The organism is Streptomyces sp. NPDC058145 (assembly GCF_042884245.1).
GTDB lineage: Bacteria > Actinomycetota > Actinomycetes > Streptomycetales > Streptomycetaceae > Streptomyces.
In genome coordinates this window covers 21425-39096 of the sequence record NZ_JBHVUH010000008.1, presented here as the reverse complement: position 1 = coordinate 39096, position 17672 = coordinate 21425, and the positions used below count along the sequence as shown (strand labels likewise).

Here is a 17672-nt window from a genome sequence, read left to right as displayed (position 1 = left end):
GGGGCGCCCGTGTCCGAAGAGCCGGGACGTGAACGCGTGATCGCGGGCCGCTACCGTCTGCTGTCCCCGCTCGGCGAGGGCGGCATGGGCACCGTGTGGCGCGCCCGCGACGAGGTGCTGCACCGCGAGGTGGCCGTCAAGGAGGTACGGGCCCCGGCGGGACTGCCCGCCTCCGACGTCGAGCGGATGTACGCGCGCCTGGAGCGCGAGGCGTGGGCGGCGGCCCGGGTCGCCAACCGCAACGTGGTCACGGTGTACGACGTGGCGCTGGAGGGCGGCCGCCCCTGGATCGTGATGGAGCTGGTCCGCGGGCTGTCGCTGGCCGACCGGCTGGAGGGCGAGGGCCCGCTGCCGCCTCGGCGGGCCGCGCACATCGGCGCCGAGGTGCTGGCCGCGCTGCGCGCCGCGCACGCGGCCGGGGTGCTGCACCGGGACGTGAAGCCGGCCAACGTGCTGCTGGCCGAGGACGGCCGGGTGGTGCTGACCGACTTCGGCATCGCCACGGTCGAGGGCAGCTCCGCGCTGACGATGACCGGAGAGGTGATCGGCTCGCCCGAGTTCCTCGCGCCGGAGCGGGCGCTGGGGCGCACCCCGGGTCCGGAGTCGGACCTGTGGTCGCTGGGCGTTCTGCTGTACGCGGCCGTCGAGGGCAGTTCCCCGTTCCGGCAGGACACCCCGCTGAGCACCCTGCGGGCCGTCGTGGACGAGGAGTTGCCGCCACCGCGCCGGGCCGGGCCGCTGGCCCCGGTCGTCGAGGGGCTGCTGCGCAAGGACCCCGCCGAGCGGCTGCCCGCCGAACAGGCCGAGCGGGACCTGCGGATCGTCGCGGCGGGCGGTGCGGCGGCGACCGGGGCGGCGGCCTCGCCGTACGCCACGACGCGCGCGGCCCGGCCGCACCGGCCCTCCCCCATCCCGCCGACGCCGCTGCCGGCGGGGCATCCGGAACCCGGGACCACGGCTGCCGGGCCGGAGCGCGGCCGGCGCGCCGGGCCGGTGCTCGTCGCCGGTCTGCTCGCGGTCCTGCTGGCGGTGGCGGGACTGACGTACGCCCTCCACGACCGCGGCAACGGCGGCCGGGCGGACGACGGCACGCACACCAGCCGGGCGAGCGGCGCGCACTCCGGCGCTCCCGGCACCGCTACGGACACGGACACGGACACGGGCACCGGGGCGCCGCCGCCCGCGCCGAGCAGCGGTGCGGCGAGCAGCCGGCCCGCCCAGTCGGTGCACGTCACACTGACCGGCGCGAACACGGAGTACTCCGGGAGCTGTCCGCCGCCGGACGCGCAGGCGCCCGCGTTCACGGCGACGTTCACCGTCGGGCGGCTGCCGGCGCGGGTGGAGTACCGGTGGGTGCTCGCGCACGGGTCGGTCTCCGAGCCGGGGTGGAAGACGCTGCCCTTCCCTGCGGACGGCGGGAGGAGCAGGCAGGTGCGGGTGACCGTCAGCGCGTACGCCGACGGCGGGACGGTGGAGAACGAGATCAGCGTGGAGGTGCGCGCTCCGGTGCGGACCACGTCGAACGCGGTGCCGTTCTCGGTGACCTGTACGACTGCGACGGAGACCCCGTCGGACGGGGCCTCCGCGTCACCTTCGGGCTCGCCCTGAGAGTTCACTCCCTCGGGGCGGCCCCGGAGGAGCCTTGGTTGACGGCCTCACCCGCCCGGCTCAGGCCGCGTTGGTGAGCACCGGCAGATAACCGCTGGACTGGCCGGTCGCGGTCGGGTGGTACGACTCGCCGATGTCGAGCCAGTTGACGCTGTGGAGCCAGGAGCTGCTGGAGCAGATCTCGTGGCCGGTGAACGTGGTGCGTACGTCACCGAAGACGAAGTTGTGGTCGAGGGCGCGCTTCTGGACGGCGTTGTCGAGATAGTCGGCCGCGTCGTTGATCGCGGACCGCTTGGTCTCGGAGAGGCCCAGGCAGGTCTGCCCGAGCTTGTAGAAGCGGGGGTAGCCGATGACGACGACCCGGGCGGACGGGGCTTTGGCGCTGATCGCGTCGTAGACGGTGTCGAGCTTGCCGGGGAGCGTGGAGTCGACGTACGCCTTGGCGGTGTTGATCTTGGCCAGGCAGGTGCTGTCGGACGAGGTGACACAGGTCGTCATGACGTCGGCGAAACCGGCGTCGTTGCCGCCGATGCTGATGGAGACCAGGCCGGTCGAGGAGTTGAGCGAGCCGAGCTGGTTGGCCAGCACGTCGCCCGTCTTGGCGCCCGAACAGGCGTTGAAGGCGAACGAGGACGGGCCGTGGGCGGCGTTCCACAGGTACGGGTACGCCTTGGTGCTGCGGTCGCAACTGCCGCTGGAGCTGATGTAACTGCCCGATCCGACCCCCGAGGAGTAGGAGTCGCCGAGCGCCACATAGCCGCCGGTCACGGCCGTCGAGGAGGCCTGCGCCGTGGCCGCCCCGGTGAGGGTGAGGCCGGTGGCGAGGAGGAGCGAGGTCACGAATCCGGAAAGTCGGGAACGTCTCATGGAACCTCCCTTTAGCAGGATCTCTGCCACAACTGTCGTAGCAACTACGCGTGTTGACTGGAAGTGTCCATGCCAAAACTTTTTCGGACTCAACGACTTCTCACGACCTCTTGACGCAATCACCCCAGGACGTTCACCGCCCGGTGTATTGCACGCCCGCGCCCCATCCGCCCGACGGGGCGTCAGCCGGCCCCGCGGACACCCCCGGCACAGGCCTCACGACCGCCCGCGGAACAGGCGCTCGAAGAGGGGTGCCGTCTTGACGGCCCACGCGGGCTGCGCGACATTGAGGCCGACATCAGGCGCGCCGGGGGGCGAAGTCGCCAATGCAGACCTCACGCATCGAGACACCTTCACCGGACGGCGGTACGGACGACGCCGAGCGGGCCGGGGCAGGGCCGGGGAGGGACCTGTCGCCGCTGCTCGCGGGGGCCGCCACCGCCGTCGGCGCGGCCGGCGCGCTGCTCACGCTCACCGGCACCGACTCACCACTGCGCGGCCCGTGCACGCTGTTCCTCCTGCTCGCCGCGCCGGCCGCGGCGGTCGGGTCGGGCCTGCGCGGGCTGGAACCCCTCGGCCGCGCGATCGCCGCGCTCGCGGGCGCGGTCGCACTGAACATGCTGGTCGCCCAGGGCATGCTCGCCGTGCACCGCTGGTCGGTCCGCGGCGGTGTCGTCGCGGTGACGCTCCTCAGCCTGCTGCTGCTCCTGTCCGTCCTCGCCGGGAGGACGATCCGGTCGAGGAACCGACCCAACAGTGACAATACGGACTGAAGTTACGTAACGGTCCAATCAGAGAAACGTGATAACTGCTTCCAGGTCTTGCGATTCTGCTTGAATCGCCAATACCGTCATACAACTCACCCGCAACGGTCCGTCGATACACGGTTCAGGGGAGGGCTCGGGGCCGAGACGTTCCGGCGCGGGGCGCGGTAGGGGGGTGCCGTGCTCGGTGACCGCACTTGTGACCGAGTCGTGCCGCGCGACCGGCCGCCGTCCTTTCCGGCGGCCCGGCGAGCATTGCCAGCGCGTCGGCGTGCACGGAGAAGCAGTTCGCCGTGCCGAAGACGAGAACCCCCCTTTCGAACCGGACACAGAGCGGGCCGCCCAGGGGCGGGCGGTCCACCGGACGAGAGGGACCACACCCATGAGTTCTGTCCTGCATCCCCCCGGTTCGGACCGGGATCCGTTACTGACCACCCGCTACCGGCCCATCTCCTCGCACCTGGCGATCACTCCGCCGGTGAGCGTGGTGATCCCCGCCATGAACGAGGCGGAGAACCTCCCCTACGTCTTCAAGTCGCTTCCGGACTGGATACACGAAGTCGTCCTCGTGGACGGCGACTCCACCGACGACACCGTCGAGGTCGCCCGCTCGCTGTGGCCCGCGGTGAAGGTCGTCGGACAGCGCGGCAAGGGCAAGGGGGACGCCCTGATCAGCGGTTTCGAGGCGTGCAGCGGCGACATCATCGTGATGGTCGACGCGGACGGCTCGGCCGACGGGGGCGAGATCGTGTCGTACGTCTCCGCCCTGGTCTCGGGCGCCGACTTCGCCAAGGGCTCGCGCTTCGCCAACGGCGGCGGCACGGACGACATGACCTTCGTCCGCAAGCTCGGCAACTGGGCGCTGTGCACCGTCGTCAACCGCAAGTTCGGCGCCCGCTACACCGATCTCTGCTACGGATACAACGCCTTCTGGCGGCACTGCCTGGACAAGATCGAACTCGACTGCACCGGCTTCGAGGTCGAGACGCTGATGAACATCAGAGTGGTCAAGGCGGGGCTGAGAGTGCAGGAGATCCCCAGCCACGAGTACCTGCGCATCCACGGCACGAGCAACCTGCGGGCCGTGCGGGACGGGCTCCGGGTGCTGCGGGTCATCCTCGGGGAGCGGTCCAACCGGCGTGCCCTGCGCCGGCGCGGCCACCGCTCCCCGCTGCTCGGCGCCGGGCAGGGAGAGGCGTCTTGAGAGATCCCGGCATCTCCGTCGTGATCTGCGTGTACACCGAGGACCGCTGGGAGGACATCCTCGCGGCGGTCTCCTCGGTACGTGCCCAGTCGTACCGGGCCCTTCAGACGCTGCTGGTCGTCGACCACAACGCCGCCCTGCTGGACCGGCTGGCGCGTGCGTACCGGGAGGCGGCCGACGTGCTGGTGCTGCCCAACGCCGGCCCGCGCGGGCTGTCGGCCGGACGCAACACGGGCATCGCGGCCTCCCGGGGCGAGGTCGTCGCCTTCCTGGACGACGACGCCGTGGCAGAGCGGGACTGGCTGCGCCGCTTCGCCGAGGGGTACGCCGACCCGCGTGTGATGGCGGTCGGCGGCCGCACGGTGCCCGTCTGGGCCTCGGGCCGGCGCCCGGCCTGGTTCCCGGAGGAGTTCGACTGGGTGGTCGGCTGCACCTACCGGGGGCTGCCGCCGGGCCGGGCCCGGGTCCGCAACGTCCTGGGCGGCAACGCCTCCTTCCGGCGTACCGCGTTCGAGGCGGCGGGCGGCTTCGCCACCGGCATCGGCCGCGACGGCGACCGCCGCCCGCTGGGCTGCGAGGAGACGGAACTGTGCATCCGCCTCACCCGCGCGCGCCCCGGCGCCGTGCTGCTCATCGACGACCGCGCGGTGATCCACCATCGGGTGCCCGCCGCGCGCGAGCGCTTCGCCTACTTCCGCGCCCGCGTCTGGGCGGAGGGCCTGTCGAAGGCGCTGGTCGCCCGGAGCGTCGGCGCGGGCGAGGGCCTCGCGTCCGAGCGCCGGTACACCACCCGGGTGCTGCCCGCGGGCGTCGCCCGCGGACTGCGGGACGCACTGCTCGCCCGGCCGGGCGGCGCCGGGCGCGCGGGCGCGATCGTCGCGGGGGTGCTCACGGCGGCCGGCGGCTACGCGGTGGGCAGTGCGCGGGCGCGCCGCGGCCCGGCCGCGTTCCGCGTGGAACGGATCGAGGGGGACGCCCATGTCTGACGCACCGGTGCCGATCCTCATGTACCACGCGGTGGCCACCGCGCCGAACGAGGCCACCCGGACCCTGTCCGTCGCCCCGGAGGCGTTCGCCGAGCAGATGGCGCTCATCGGCGACCTCGGCCTGACCCCGCTCACCACCGCCGGCCTCGCGGCGCGCTGGCGCTCCGGCCGGCCGCTGCCCGCCCGGCCGGTGCTGATCACCTTCGACGACGGCTACGAGGGCGTCCACCGGCACGCCCTGCCCGTGCTCGCCGAGCACGGCTTCCCGGCCACGCTGTTCGTCTCCACCGGCTGGATCCGGGGCGTCCACGACACCGGCGGCGGCCTGGACACCATGCTCGACTGGCCGCAGGTGCGCGAACTCGCCGAGGCGGGCGTCGAGATCGGCGGGCACAGCCACACCCACCCGCAGCTCGACCAGCTCGACGACCCCGCGCTGGCCTCGGAGCTGACCCGCGGCACCGAGATCCTCACCGGCGAACTGGGCGTCCGGCCGGTGTCGTTCGCCTACCCGTACGGCTACTCCAGCCGCCGGGTCCGCCGGGCGGTGCGCGAGTCGGGGTACGGCCAGGCGCTCGCCGTCGGCAACGGGCTCGCCCGCCGGCGCCAGGGGCCGTACGCCCTGGAGCGCGTCACCGTCCGGCGCGCCACCGGCGTCGAGGAGTTCGAGCGGCTGCTCCGGGGCCGCGCGATCGCCCGCACCTTCGCCCGGGACCGCGCCCTCACCCAGGGGTACGCCCTGGTCCGCAGAGCACGCCAGGTCCGCCGGAAGGCCATCCGCTGCCGTGTCTGACACGACCACCACCACCGGGGCCACGACGCCCGGGACCGAGGCGCCCGAACGGTCCGGGCGCCGGCTGCGGCTGCCCGGGACCGGGCTGCCGCCCGGCGGCAGCCCGCTGTTCCGCAACGCCTACGCGCTGATGCTCAACACCGGCATCTCCGCCGTCCTCGGGCTGGGCTTCTGGCTGGCCGCGGCGCGCCACTACTCCGAGTCGGCGGTCGGGCAGGGCTCCGCCGCCATCGCCGCGATGAAGCTGCTCGCCGGGCTGACCGCGGTCACCCTGACCGGGGCGCTGGCCCGGTTCATCCCCGTCTCCGGCCGGCGCACCGGACGGCTCATCCTCCGTACCTACGCGGGCAGTTCGCTGGTCGTCGCGCTGGCGGCGGGTGTCTTCCTGCTGACCCTGGACGTGTGGGGGCCGTCGTACCGCTTCCTGCACGGGCCGGTGAACGGGCTCGGCTTCGTCGCGGCCGTCATGGCCTGGAACGTGCTCACGCTCCAGGACGGGGTGCTGACCGGGCTGCGCAGCGCGCCCTGGGTGCCGGTGGGCAACACCGCGTTCTCGGCGGTGAAACTGGGACTGCTGGTGGCGTTCGCCGTCGCCATCCCCACCACCGGGGTCTTCGTGTCGTGGGTCGCGGCGATCGCCACCTCGGTGGTGCCGCTGGGCTGGCTGGTGTTCCGGCGGCTGGTGCCCCGGCACGCCGGGGCGACCGGGGACGGCGCGAGGCCGCCGACGCTGCGGGAGATCGGGCGGTTCCTCGCCGGGGACTGCACCGGCTCGCTGTTCTCCCTCGCCGTGGTCTACCTCGTCCCGGTGATCATCGCCGCGCAGGTCAGCTCCGAGGACAACGCGTACTTCTACATCACCACCACCATCGGCGGCACGACCAACCTGCTCGCCATCAACATGGGCGCCTCCCTGACCGTGGAGAGCTCGCACGACCCGGGGCGGCTCGCCGCCAACGCCCGGGCCGCGCTGCGGCGGATGGCCCGGATCATGCTGCCGATCGCGGCCGTGCTGTTCGCCGGCGCGCCGTGGATCCTGGGCCTCTTCGGCGCCGGCTACGCGGAGGCGGCGACGCCGCTGCTGCGCTGGTTCGCGGTGGGCGCGGTGCTGCGGGTGGTCATGGAGACGTACTTCGCGGTGCTGCGCGCGCAGAGCCGCACCGCCGGACTCGCCTGGCTGCAGGCCCTGTTGTGCGCGCTCGTGCTCGGTCTGACGCTGCTGCTCCTGCCCCGGATGGGCCTGGCCGGCGCGGGCGTGGCCGAGATCTCCAGCCTCGCGGTGATCGTGGCGATCGCGGCGCCGAGGCTGCGGCGGACGATCCGGTCCGCGCCGTCCGCCGCACCGGAGACGGCGGCCCCGGACGGCGATCTCGCCGACCTGGGGGCATACGACGCCCCGGCCGGCCTTCCCGGGCGCCGGCGCGGCCCGGCCTGGGCGCACGACGACCCCACCCTCGGCCTGGGCGTCCATGCCGGCCTCGACCACGTCGAACGCCGGCCGGACGTCCGTCCGGGCCCCGGCACCCCGCCCACCGGCACGCCGGCACCGCCGCCGACTCCGTCGCCCGCCGAGGCGACCGAGGAGCCGGAACCGGGTGCCGAGGCCTCGATCGGCCCGGCGGAGGCTGCCCTGTCGCCGCAGACGCAGGTGGACGCGCCGTTCGAGACGGCGGCACCCGCCCGCGCCGTGGCGGACGACCCGGTTCCGGAGGAGCCGCCTCCGCCCGCGCCGCGCGAAGGCCCGCTGCCCACCCGTACCGGCGTCGTCCTCGGCTGTCTGCTGATCGTCGCGCTCCTGCTGTACTGGGTGCCCGCGCTGCGGCTCGACGAGGCCGATCTGGACCGGATGGGCGGGCTCGGACTGGTCTCCGTGCTGCCGCTGCCGACGCTGGTGGGGGCCGCGCTGCTGGTCACGGTGTTCACCTCGCTGCTCTGGCTGCGCCGCGAGCACCGGGCCCTGCTGCTCGTCACCCTGCTGGCGACCGTGGTCTGTCTGCACGCGCTGCCCGCGGTGCTGGAGAGCGAGCCGCGGTTCCCGACGGCCTGGCAGCACCTGGGGTTCATCGACTACGTCGACCGCACCGGGTCCGCCGTACCGGACCTGGACGCCCGCTGGAGCTGGCCGGGCTTCTTCGCCACGGCCGCCTTCGTGGCCCGGGCGTGCGGGGCCGGCGACTTCACCGGGATCATCCGCTGGTGGCCCACGGCGATCCAGCTCGCCTACGTGGCACCGCTGTTCCTGCTCACCCGGTCGCTGCGGGCGGGCTGGCGGGCCAAGTGGACCGGCGTGTGGATCTTCGTGCTGAGCGGCTGGGTCGGCCAGGACTACTTCTCCCCGCAGGGCTTCACATATCTGCTGTACCTCGTCTTCGTGGCGATACTGCTGGTCTATTTCCGCGCCCCGCATGTCATCCGGACCCGGTTCCGCCCGGGCGAGGCCGAGGTGGAACCCACCGGCCGGCGGCAGCGGGCGGTGCTGCTGCTGGTCCTGATCGGCCTGTACGCGGCGAGTGTGCCCGCGCACCAGCTCACCCCGTTCGTGATGCTCGGGGTGCTAGCGGCCCTGGTGCTGTGCGGCCGCTCGGAGCTGCGCGAGCTGCCGCTGCTGTGCGCGGTGCTGGTCGCGGTCTGGGTCGGTTTCATGGCCGAGCCGTACTGGTCCGGTCACTTCGACGACCTGTTCGGCGGGGTCGGCGGGGTCGGCGGCAACGTCTCGACCTCCGTCTCCGGGCGTATCGAGGGCGGGAGTTCGACGCACAAACTGGTGCTGTACACCAGGGTCCTGCTGGCCGGCTCGGTGCTGGGTCTCGCCTGCTGGGGCTGGTGGCGGCGCCGCTTCCACCGGTACCGGGAACGCTCGCTGCCGGTCCTCGCCTTCGTCCCGTTCCTCGGCTTCGGCATGCAGTCGTACGGCGGTGAGATGGCGCTGCGCGTGTTCATGTTCGCGCTGCCCGGCGCCGCCCTGCTCGCCGCCCTCGCCCTCTTCCCGCGCACCGGCGCCACCCGGCAGGAGCGCGAGAGGGACCGGGTGAGCCTCGCTCCGCTGGCCGCGCTGCTGGCCGGGCTGCTGCTGATGGGCGGCTTCCTGGTGGCCCGGTGGGGCAACGAACCGTTCGAGCGGACCCGGCCCGGCGAGGTCGCGGCGATGGACTGGGTGTACGCCCACGACGAGCCGACGGTGCGGCTGCTGTGGCTGAGCCAGGACCCGGTCGACGACGTGACCCCGGCGCTGCCGTGGGGCGCCCGGGACATGGAGCGGGTCGACTACCTGCCGACTCGGGCGCCGGTGGACCCGGTGCTGGTCTCGGGCCTGGTCAAGGCGCTCGAGGACGCGGGCCCGAACTCCTATCTGATGGTCAACGAGAGTCAGGTCGGGTATCTGCGGCTGGCCGCGGGCTACCCGGCGGCCTGGGAGTCCCGGCTGCTGCGGACCCTGGACGCCCGGCCGGAGCTGGCGAGGGTCCTGGTCAACGAGGACGTCACGGTGTACGCGCCGCGCGGGCGGCCGGCGGGCGCGGTGCCGGAGCCGGACCCCGGGCCGATCGGGCCGCGGATCACCTGGACGCCCTGGTCGGTGGTCGGCGCGGTGGCCGCCGTCGCGCTGGTGCTGCTGCTCGGCGCGCGCGAGGTGGTCCGGGTCGCGGCGCGGCCGAGTGTGCGCCGGCTGCGGTGGCTGCAGGGTGGCTTCTGGTTCGCGCTGCCGCTGCTGGCGGTGGTGCTGGCCTCGCTGGTCCAGCGGTTCCTGACGTTGAAGTGACGGGTGGGGAGGGGTGGTTCAGCGCGTCAGCCACCTCACCTCGTAGGCGTGCATGTCGAACCGCCTGCCGTCGACCCGCGCGCTGATCGCCCGGTTCAGGGTGTTCACCACCAGGACGGTTCCGGCGCCGGCCAGCACCCGCACGTCGGGGACGTCGTCCGGGGCGACGGACACGGTCTCGAACCGGGTGCCCGGCGGGAACGCGCGGTGGAACCTGGACACCAGGCCGTACATGGGCAGTTCCCGCCCGCCGCCGGTGCCGGTGGTCGGCGTCCACAGGCAGCCGGGGCAGTCGGCGCCCGTCTCGTCCTCGGGGTTCCAGTAGAAGCCGGAGTCGGCGCCGCCCCGGGCCATGGCGATCATCCCGGTGGCGTGGACGGCGAGGCGGTGGGCCTCGGACCAGCCGGTGCGTTCGCCGTCGCCGTCGGCGGGCTCGACGTAGTACTCGGCCCACCACAGGGGCAGGTCGTGGGTCTGCCGGCGTACCCACTCGCTCACGGCGGTGAGCTTGTCGGTGGCCGCGAACTCGTCGGGCAGCGGTTCGTCGTCGTTGGCGTAGCTGGAGCCGTCCACGACCACGAAGTCGGCGCCGGCCCGATGGGTGTTCCAGTAGCCGAAGGCGTCGAGGACCCGCTGGTCCATGGCGCCCCAGGGGCCCCGGAAGCCGGCCGAGGCGTTCTCTTGCTGGTGCGGGCCGAGACTGTCCATGACCAGGTACGGGCCGCCGACCATGATGTCCTCGTCGACCTTCTTCAGGGCCTGGTACACGAGGTTGTACATCCTCGTGTAGCCCTCGTAGTCCCAGCGTCGCTCGCCGTCGTTCCAGAAGCCCTTGAACTCGTTCCAGACGATGAAGTGCCGTACGTCGGGATAGCGCCGGGCGACGGTCGCGGCCAGGTCGGCGAAGTCCTGGTAGTGCTCCGGGGTGGGCGCGGTCTCCAGGGCGGCCCGGCTCCAGTCGGTGTTGCCGGCGCCGGGTCTGCCGCCCTTCATCCAGTCCGGCGCGCAGCACAGCGTGATGACGGGGGTGCCGCCGGACTCGCGGATGAAGCCGACCCGGCGGTCCATCGCGCCGAAGTCGTACCGCCCCTTCACCGGCTCGGGGTTGTCGGCGCCCCAGCCCATCAGGGCCTGGACCTGCGGCAGCCCGCGGTCCTTCGCCAGCCGCCCGGCGACCCGCCCGGTGGCGGTGGCGCTGCCCTCGTCGGCGCTGTACCGGGTGTGGGTGAAACCCCACCCCACAGCGGGCTCAGGACGCCCGCGCGGCGCGGCGGGCGTGCCGTGCGCCCTGTCACGGTCGCGCGAGGTGCCCGCGGTGCTCGCGCCGCCTCCGGGCAGCGTGCCGAGCAGGGTCACCACCAGGGCCAGCACGGCCGCCGACACACCGAGCAGGGCGGTGAGCCGCCACCGCCCGGGTCGGGTCCGCGAAGTCGCGTCGTCCGCCCGCGCGGCGGGCGTCGCGGCGAAGGCGCGACGTCGCGGACCCGACCCAGCCCCCGTAGACCACTCATGACGTCCCATCAAGGACCACAGTAACGGCGGGATCCGGGCTCGCGGCAGGTGTGGGGAACACCCTGACAAGGGGTGGAAATGCCGTGCGCCGAGGGCATCGGTGCCGGATCATGGCGGCATGTCTGCGAACCCACACGACGCTCTGCCGATCCGGCTCCACGTCGACGACTCCGACTCGCCGTCCGACGTCGTCGACGCGCTGTTCCTCGGCCGCTTCGCGACGGGCGAGCAGCCTTACTCCCACGCGGTGAACATCGACCGCGTGCGCTCCGGCGCGACCCTGCTGCCGGACGGCGCCCGGGTGCTGCGGGCCGCCCGCGACGACGACCGCAGCGCCACCCTCGCCGAGGGCGACGGCTGGACGCTGCTGGTCTCCCGCTGGAACCGGGGCGCGGACGTCACGGTGACCGCGACCAGCGCCGAGCTGGCGAAGACGGTCCTGGACCGGGCGACGGACGGCGCGGCCGACGAGCCGGAGCCCCAGCCGGAGAACGTGACCATGGGCTTCTGGTACGTCTCCCCGCGCCGCGGCCCGCACCGCACCACCCGGCAGATCTCGGCGGGCACCTGGGACGAGGTCCGGCCCAACTACACGGCGCCCGTCGCAGACGCGATGGACCGTCTGATGAAGACGACCCCGGAGGACATCGCCGGCCGTCTGCTCCTGCTGCACGGGCCGCCCGGCACCGGCAAGACCTCCGCGCTGCGCACGCTCGCCCGTGCCTGGCGCGACTGGTGCCAGGTGGACTGCGTGCTCGACCCGGAGCGGCTCTTCTCCGACGTCGGTTACCTGATGGACATCGCGATCGGCGAGGAGGACGCGGCCGGCAAGGGCCGCTGGCGGCTGCTCCTGCTGGAGGACTGCGACGAGTTGATCCGGGGCGAGGCCCGGCACACCGCGGGCCAGGCCCTGTCCAGGCTGCTCAACCTCACCGACGGCCTGCTCGGCCAGGGCCGCAACGTCCTGGTCGGCGTCACCACCAACGAGGACCTGGAGCGGCTGCACCCGGCCGTAGTACGGCCCGGCCGCTGTCTGGCCCGCATCGAGGTGGGCCCGCTGACCCGCGCCGAGGCTGTCGGCTGGCTCGGCACCGAGGAGGGGGTCGGCCGGGAGGGCGCCACCCTGGCCGAGCTGTACGCGCTGCGCCGGGGCACGGCGCCGACGTCGGTTCCGGGGGCGCGGGAGGGGGCGGACGCGGGGCTGTACCTGTAGCCGGCGGCCCCGGGCCGGCGGATCTGTGGACGGCGGCTCCGGGTGCTTTCATGGCCGTATGACCGTGTTCGTCGGCACCTCGGGATGGCAGTACAAGGACTGGCGGGACGTCGTCTACCCGGCGGGGGTTCCGACGCGGCTGTGGCTGGAGGAGTACGCGCGCCGGTTCCTGACCGTGGAGATCAACAACGCCTTCTACCGGCTGCCGTCCTACGACAACTTCGCCGCCTGGCGGGTGCGGGTGCCGCCGGACTTCGTGGTCGCGGTCAAGGCCAGCCGCTATCTGACCCACATCAAGCGGCTGAAGGAGCCCGAGGAGCCGGTGCACCGGCTGATGACCCACGCGGCGGGCCTGGGCGACCGGCTGGGCCCGGTCCTCCTCCAGCTCCCGCCGACCCTGCGCGCGGACCCGTCCCTGCTGGACGCCTGCCTGGCCTGCTTCCCGCCGGGTACGAGGGTCGCCGTCGAGCCACGGCACGACTCCTGGTGGACGGCCGAGGTGCGCGAGGTGCTCTCGTCCCGGGGCGCCGCCCTGTGCTGGGCGGACGTCCTGGCCCGCCCGGTCACCCCGCTGTGGCGCACCACCGGCTGGGGCTACGTCCGCTTCCACCAGGGGCGCGCGCAGCCGTGGCCGCGCTACGGCAGGCGGTCACTGGAGACCTGGGTGGACCGGATCGCGACGACCTGGCCCGAGGGGGAGGACGTGTACGCGTACTTCAACAACGATCCCGGGGGCGCGGCGGTCCAGGACGCGGTGACGTTCGCGGGGGCGGCGCGCCGGGCGGGCCTGGCGGTGACCCGGACACCGGAACCGGCGCGGCTCCGCTGACCGGCTAGTGCTGTGGCCGGAAAGGTTTGCCGGGAAGCTCGCGGCGTCCGGTGCGGTGCGTCGCAAGGCGGAGCATCGCCCGCGTACTGGATGTACTCGGGTGATGCGACAACGCGGCGAGGTGCCGTGCCGGGCGTCGCGAGCCGGTGAACCTTTCCGGTCGCAGCACTAGTCCCCGTAGGCCGCCCGCAGGGCGTCCCGTACGGCGGCCAGGGCGTCCTCCTCCCCCAGCCCGAGCCGGCGCGCCCGCTCCGCGTAGGCCTGGGCGGCCGACGCGGCCTCGCGCACCGCGGCCGGGCCGGCGGCCGCCACGACCGTGCCGTTGCGGCCCCGCGTCTCGATCACCCCGTCACTCTCCAGCGCCCGGTACGCCTTGGCCACCGTGTTCACCGCGAGCCCCAGCGACTCGGCCAGCCCTCGCACGGTGGGCAGCCGGTAGCCCACCGGCAGGGCCCCGGACCGTGCCTGCTCGGAGATCTGCGCCCGTACCTGCTCGTACGGCGGCGCACTGTCATCGATGTGGATCTTCAGGCTCACAGGGCCGATTGTCCCGCACCCGGCGGAAAATGGGAGGCACCCCCGGGGCCCCGGCCCGTACGGTGCCTCCACATGACAGTGATCGTGCGCGATCTGCGCCCCGACGTCCCGGCCGACACAGAGGGCTACGCCCGGGTCCGCCATCTCGCCCTGCCGTACATCCTGTTCACCCCGGAATCGGTCCGCCACCTCGTCACCCACAGCCATCCCGAGGCCCACTTCCGCTCGCTGGTCGCCGTCGAGGACGGCGAGGTGATCGGCGCCGCCGGGGTGTCCCTGGCACACGACAGCCCGGAGCCGGGCCAGGGCTTCCTCAACGTCTACGTCCGCCCGGACCGGACCGGCCGGGGGGCCGGCCGGCTGCTGGTCCGCGCGGCCGAGGAGCACCTCGACGCCGTCGGCGCGACCAAGCTCTACACCTGGGTCCTCGACGAGCCCGCCAACCGCGCCTTCGCCGAGCGGCACGGCTTCACCATGGGACGCCCGGCCCACTTCCTCCGCCTCGACCTGGCGAACGGCACCCTCCCGCCGCTCCCGGAGACCCCGCCGGGCGTCGAGCTGCGCACGGCCGCGGACTTCGCGGACGACCCGCGCCCGCTGTTCGAGCTGGACGCGGCGACGGTGACCGACGAACCGGGCATGGTGCCCGTCGAGTTCACGGACTACGACGCCTGGCTCGAGCAGAACTGGCGGCATCCGCTGCTGAACCACGAGCTGACCACCGCCGCGGTCGTCGACGGCCGGCCGGTCGCCTTCACCGTGGCCTACACCGACGGCGGTACCCGCTACAGCACCTCGATGACCGGCACCCTGCGCGCCCACCGCGGCCGTGGCCTGGCCAAGCTCGCCAAGGTCCACTCGCTGCACCGGGCCCGCGCCGCCGGCATCACCGAGGCCTTCACGGGCAACGACGCCGGCAACGACCCGATGATCGCGATCAACAAGTGGCTCGGGTACGAGATCTGCGCGACGGAGGTGCGCTATGTCCGCGCTGCCGGCTGACCCGGCCGGCCGGGTGGAGGTGGTCCTGGTCAAGGGCGGCCGTACGAAGATCCGTTACCCGGCGGAGCTGCTGCACGAGGACGGCGTCCGGGTCTCGGTGCGGGCCTCGTGGGCGGGCGAGGGCGTGCGCGACTTCGGGTTCGTGCGCTTCGAACCGGGTGACGTGTTCACCGAGCACTACTGGCTGGACCGGTGGTACTCGGTGAAGGAGGTCCGGGCCGGGGACGGCACCCTGAAGGGCTGGTACTGCGACATCACCCGGCCGGCCACCCGGTCCGGTACCGAACTGGTCGTCGAGGACCTCGACCTGGACCTGTGGCGCTCCGCCGACGGGCGGGACGTACGGAGGCTGGACGAGGACGAGTTCGCCGAGAGCGGGCTGGCGGAGCGGGACCCCGCGGCCGCGTCCGCCGCCGTGGCCGCGCTGGACGAGCTGGAGGCGCTGGCCCGCGAGGGCGGCTTCGACGACCTGCTGGCCTGAGACCGCCGAGGGGCCCCGCCGGCCCGGACTCCGTCCGCCGCTACACGGTCGCCAGCACCGCGTACCGCTCGTCGTCCACGGCCCTGCCCCACAGCACCGGGTCGCCGGACAGCCGCTCCACACGCGCGTGGAGGGCGACCGGCTCCAGCAGGGACACGAGCCGGGCGGCGGGTATGCCCACCGGGCTGAGAGTCCCCCAGACACCCTCGACCAGCACGAACCGGCCGCCGGGCCGCACCAGGGTCCGCCAGTGGCGCAGGACGCGCGCGGGGTCGGGCAGCGTCCACAGCACATGCCGGACCAGGACCACGTCGTAGCGCCGCTCGCCCACCGGCGGTGACGCGGCGTTCCCCCGGAGGACCACCGCGTCGCGCCCGGCGAGCTTGGCGCGGGCCAGTCCGACCATGGCCGGGGAACCGTCCACCCCGGTCACCCGGTGTCCCTGCTCGGCGGCGAGGAGCGACAGGCTGCCGGTGCCGCAGCCGAGGTCGAGGACGTCGGCGGGGTGTCCGGGCAGCCAGTCGCGCAGCCGGTCCGCCCAGGCGGCACGCACCTCGGGCGCCCGCAGGCCGTGGTCCGGCTCGTCGTCGAAGGCGGCGGCCTGCGCGTCCCAGTCCACCTCGGCGTCCGCGGTCCGCCGGTCGCTCTCGTTCGTCATGTACCGAAGAGTGACATCCGCCACTGACAATCCGGCATCGATGAGCAAGTCTCCCCAAAAGCGTCTATCTCCGTGGCGACGCGGAACCCGGTAGGCCATGCGAGGAGGCAGCCATGCGCCGTGTGACCGTGCAGAAGCCGCTGAAGAGGACGGACAGCCGCCGGCTCCGCGATGAGGCGGAAGAGCGCCCGGTGGGGCGTCCCGAGGTGCGAAAGGACATCGCACGCACCTGGTGGCCCGACGGGTAGGCCCGTCGAGGGCCGGCCCACACGCGTTCGCCGTGTCACTCGCGGCGGCTGCCTGAGCCCAGCCTCAGCGCTCCCTTAACGCCACCATAAGGATCTCCCGGAACCGCTCTCAGCAGGCGATTTCACGGCTCCCCGGGGCTAGCTTCGGAACACCCCACGGGATCCGACCCGCCCCAGAGGACCGTTCCAAGGAGTTCCCCCATGCCCGCACGCCGCAAGGCCGCCGCCGTCACCGTCGCCGCTCTCGGCATGACCGCGCTCGCCGCGGTGCCCGCGTCCGCGCACGGCTCGATGGGCGACCCGGTCAGCCGGGTCGCGCAGTGCTACGCCGAGGGCCCGGAGAGCCCGAGGTCGACGGCGTGCGGAGCGGCCGTGGCCGCGGGCGGCACCCAGGCGCTCTACGACTGGAACGGCATCCGGATCGGCGACGCCGCCGGGCGCCACCGGGAGCTGATCCCCGACGGAAAGCTGTGCAGCGCCGGGAACGAGGAGTTCAAGGGGCTGGACCTGGCCCGCTCCGACTGGCCGGCGACGAGCGTGCACAGCGGGACGTACACCTTCAAGTACCGGGTGACCGCCCCGCACAAGGGCACCTTCAAGGTGTACGCGACCAGGTCCGGTTACGACCCGGCGAAGCCGCTCGCCTGGTCCGACCTGGACCTGCAGCACCCGGTCGCGACGGCCACCGACCCGGTTCCCTCGGGCGGCTTCTACACCTTCGCCGGCACCCTTCCCGAGCGCACCGGCAGGCAGCTGCTGTACGCGGTCTGGCAGCGCTCGGACAGCCCGGAGGCCTTCTACTCCTGCTCCGACGTGGACTTCGGCGGCAGCGGTGGCGCCGGCACCACCACCGGGAGCGGCACCTCCGGCGGCGGCACCACCGGCAGCGGCTCCACCCCGGCGCCGAGCGCCTCCGCGCCGTCCGACGAACAGATCGAGGCGGGCGCCGGCAGGTCGACGATCGAGCACCACGGCCACGGGGACGACGACGCGAGCACGTCCGCGCGGCCCACCGCGGCGGTGGCCGGGGCCAACCGGCCGCAGGCCGCCGGTACCGCGCGGAACCTGGCCGAGACGGGCGCCGCCACCGGCACCTCGTACGTCGCGGTCGGCGGGGCGGCGGCACTGGCGCTCGGCTCGGCGGCGCTGTTCCTCTCGGTCCGGCGGCGCGCGGCGGGTGGCCGGCCGGGCCGCTGAGCCCGGCGGAACTCCG

Annotated in this window: 16 protein-coding genes; 12 read left to right on the top strand and 4 right to left on the bottom strand. The window is 73.7% G+C overall.

Going from position 1 to position 17672, the window contains the following annotated elements:
- Nucleotides 1–9 precede the first annotated feature (9 nt).
- Complete coding sequence (locus tag ACFVVO_RS19110) at nt 10–1608, top strand: serine/threonine-protein kinase (protein WP_390056332.1); 1599 nt, start codon at nt 10–12, stop codon at nt 1606–1608.
- Nucleotides 1609–1668: 60 nt separating this feature from the next.
- Here ACFVVO_RS19110 and ACFVVO_RS19105 read toward each other — a convergent pair whose 3' ends face one another.
- Complete coding sequence (locus ACFVVO_RS19105) at nt 1669–2475, bottom strand: SGNH/GDSL hydrolase family protein (RefSeq protein WP_390056330.1); 807 nt, start codon at nt 2473–2475, stop codon at nt 1669–1671.
- Nucleotides 2476–2801: 326 nt separating this feature from the next.
- Between ACFVVO_RS19105 and ACFVVO_RS19100 the strand changes: the two genes are divergently transcribed.
- The 5 genes from ACFVVO_RS19100 to pelG all read left to right on the top strand — a co-directional run bounded on the left by ACFVVO_RS19100 (nt 2802) and on the right by pelG (nt 9979).
- Nucleotides 2802–3248 carry a hypothetical protein gene (locus tag ACFVVO_RS19100; RefSeq protein WP_390056329.1) on the top strand — a complete coding sequence of 149 codons (447 nt, stop codon included), beginning with the start codon at nt 2802–2804 and terminating at the stop codon, nt 3246–3248.
- Between the two features lie 373 nt (nt 3249–3621).
- Nucleotides 3622–4443 (top strand): glycosyltransferase family 2 protein, encoded by an 822-nt coding sequence (locus tag ACFVVO_RS19095; RefSeq protein ID WP_390056327.1) that lies wholly within the window; start codon nt 3622–3624, stop codon nt 4441–4443.
- Complete coding sequence (locus ACFVVO_RS19090; protein WP_390056325.1) at nt 4440–5429, top strand: glycosyltransferase; 990 nt, start codon at nt 4440–4442, stop codon at nt 5427–5429. Before ACFVVO_RS19095 ends, ACFVVO_RS19090 begins: the two co-directional genes overlap by 4 nt.
- Nucleotides 5422–6222, top strand: coding sequence for a polysaccharide deacetylase family protein (locus ACFVVO_RS19085; RefSeq protein WP_390056323.1), 801 nt, complete (start codon nt 5422–5424; stop codon nt 6220–6222). Before ACFVVO_RS19090 ends, ACFVVO_RS19085 begins: the two co-directional genes overlap by 8 nt.
- Nucleotides 6215–9979, top strand: a complete 3765-nt coding sequence (pelG, locus tag ACFVVO_RS19080; RefSeq protein ID WP_390056321.1) for an exopolysaccharide Pel transporter PelG — start codon at nt 6215–6217, stop codon at nt 9977–9979. The genes ACFVVO_RS19085 and pelG overlap by 8 nt, the downstream gene beginning before the upstream one ends.
- A gap of 18 nt (nt 9980–9997) precedes the next feature.
- Here pelG and ACFVVO_RS19075 read toward each other — a convergent pair whose 3' ends face one another.
- Complete coding sequence (locus ACFVVO_RS19075; protein ID WP_390056319.1) at nt 9998–11500, bottom strand: xylan 1,4-beta-xylosidase; 1503 nt, start codon at nt 11498–11500, stop codon at nt 9998–10000.
- A 109-nt stretch (nt 11501–11609) separates the two neighbouring features.
- Here ACFVVO_RS19075 and ACFVVO_RS19070 point away from each other — a divergent pair, with 109 nt between their 5' ends.
- Together ACFVVO_RS19070 and ACFVVO_RS19065 are read left to right on the top strand one after the other, a co-directional pair.
- On the top strand, nt 11610–12704 hold the full coding sequence (locus ACFVVO_RS19070; protein WP_390056318.1) for a DUF5925 domain-containing protein: 1095 nt from the start codon (nt 11610–11612) through the stop codon (nt 12702–12704).
- Between the two features lie 58 nt (nt 12705–12762).
- Nucleotides 12763–13533, top strand: a complete 771-nt coding sequence (locus ACFVVO_RS19065; RefSeq protein ID WP_390056316.1) for a DUF72 domain-containing protein — start codon at nt 12763–12765, stop codon at nt 13531–13533.
- Between the two features lie 168 nt (nt 13534–13701).
- Here the strand turns inward: ACFVVO_RS19065 and ACFVVO_RS19060 are convergent, their stop codons facing one another.
- Nucleotides 13702–14070, bottom strand: coding sequence for a GntR family transcriptional regulator (locus ACFVVO_RS19060; protein WP_390056315.1), 369 nt, complete (start codon nt 14068–14070; stop codon nt 13702–13704).
- A gap of 72 nt (nt 14071–14142) precedes the next feature.
- Here ACFVVO_RS19060 and ACFVVO_RS19055 point away from each other — a divergent pair, with 72 nt between their 5' ends.
- Nucleotides 14143–15072 (top strand): GNAT family N-acetyltransferase, encoded by a 930-nt coding sequence (locus ACFVVO_RS19055; RefSeq protein ID WP_390056313.1) that lies wholly within the window; start codon nt 14143–14145, stop codon nt 15070–15072.
- Nucleotides 15053–15553, top strand: coding sequence for a DUF402 domain-containing protein (locus tag ACFVVO_RS19050; protein WP_390056311.1), 501 nt, complete (start codon nt 15053–15055; stop codon nt 15551–15553). Before ACFVVO_RS19055 ends, ACFVVO_RS19050 begins: the two co-directional genes overlap by 20 nt.
- Before the next feature lie 40 nt (nt 15554–15593).
- Here the strand turns inward: ACFVVO_RS19050 and ACFVVO_RS19045 are convergent, their stop codons facing one another.
- On the bottom strand, nt 15594–16211 hold the full coding sequence (locus ACFVVO_RS19045) for a class I SAM-dependent methyltransferase (protein ID WP_390056309.1): 618 nt from the start codon (nt 16209–16211) through the stop codon (nt 15594–15596).
- Nucleotides 16212–16324: 113 nt separating this feature from the next.
- Here ACFVVO_RS19045 and ACFVVO_RS19040 point away from each other — a divergent pair, with 113 nt between their 5' ends.
- Together ACFVVO_RS19040 and ACFVVO_RS19035 are read left to right on the top strand one after the other, a co-directional pair.
- Entirely contained in the window at nt 16325–16459 is a 135-nt protein-coding gene (locus ACFVVO_RS19040) for a hypothetical protein (RefSeq protein WP_390056307.1), read from the top strand.
- A gap of 201 nt (nt 16460–16660) precedes the next feature.
- On the top strand, nt 16661–17656 hold the full coding sequence (locus ACFVVO_RS19035; RefSeq protein ID WP_390056305.1) for a lytic polysaccharide monooxygenase: 996 nt from the start codon (nt 16661–16663) through the stop codon (nt 17654–17656).
- The last annotated feature ends 16 nt before the right edge of the window (nt 17657–17672 follow it).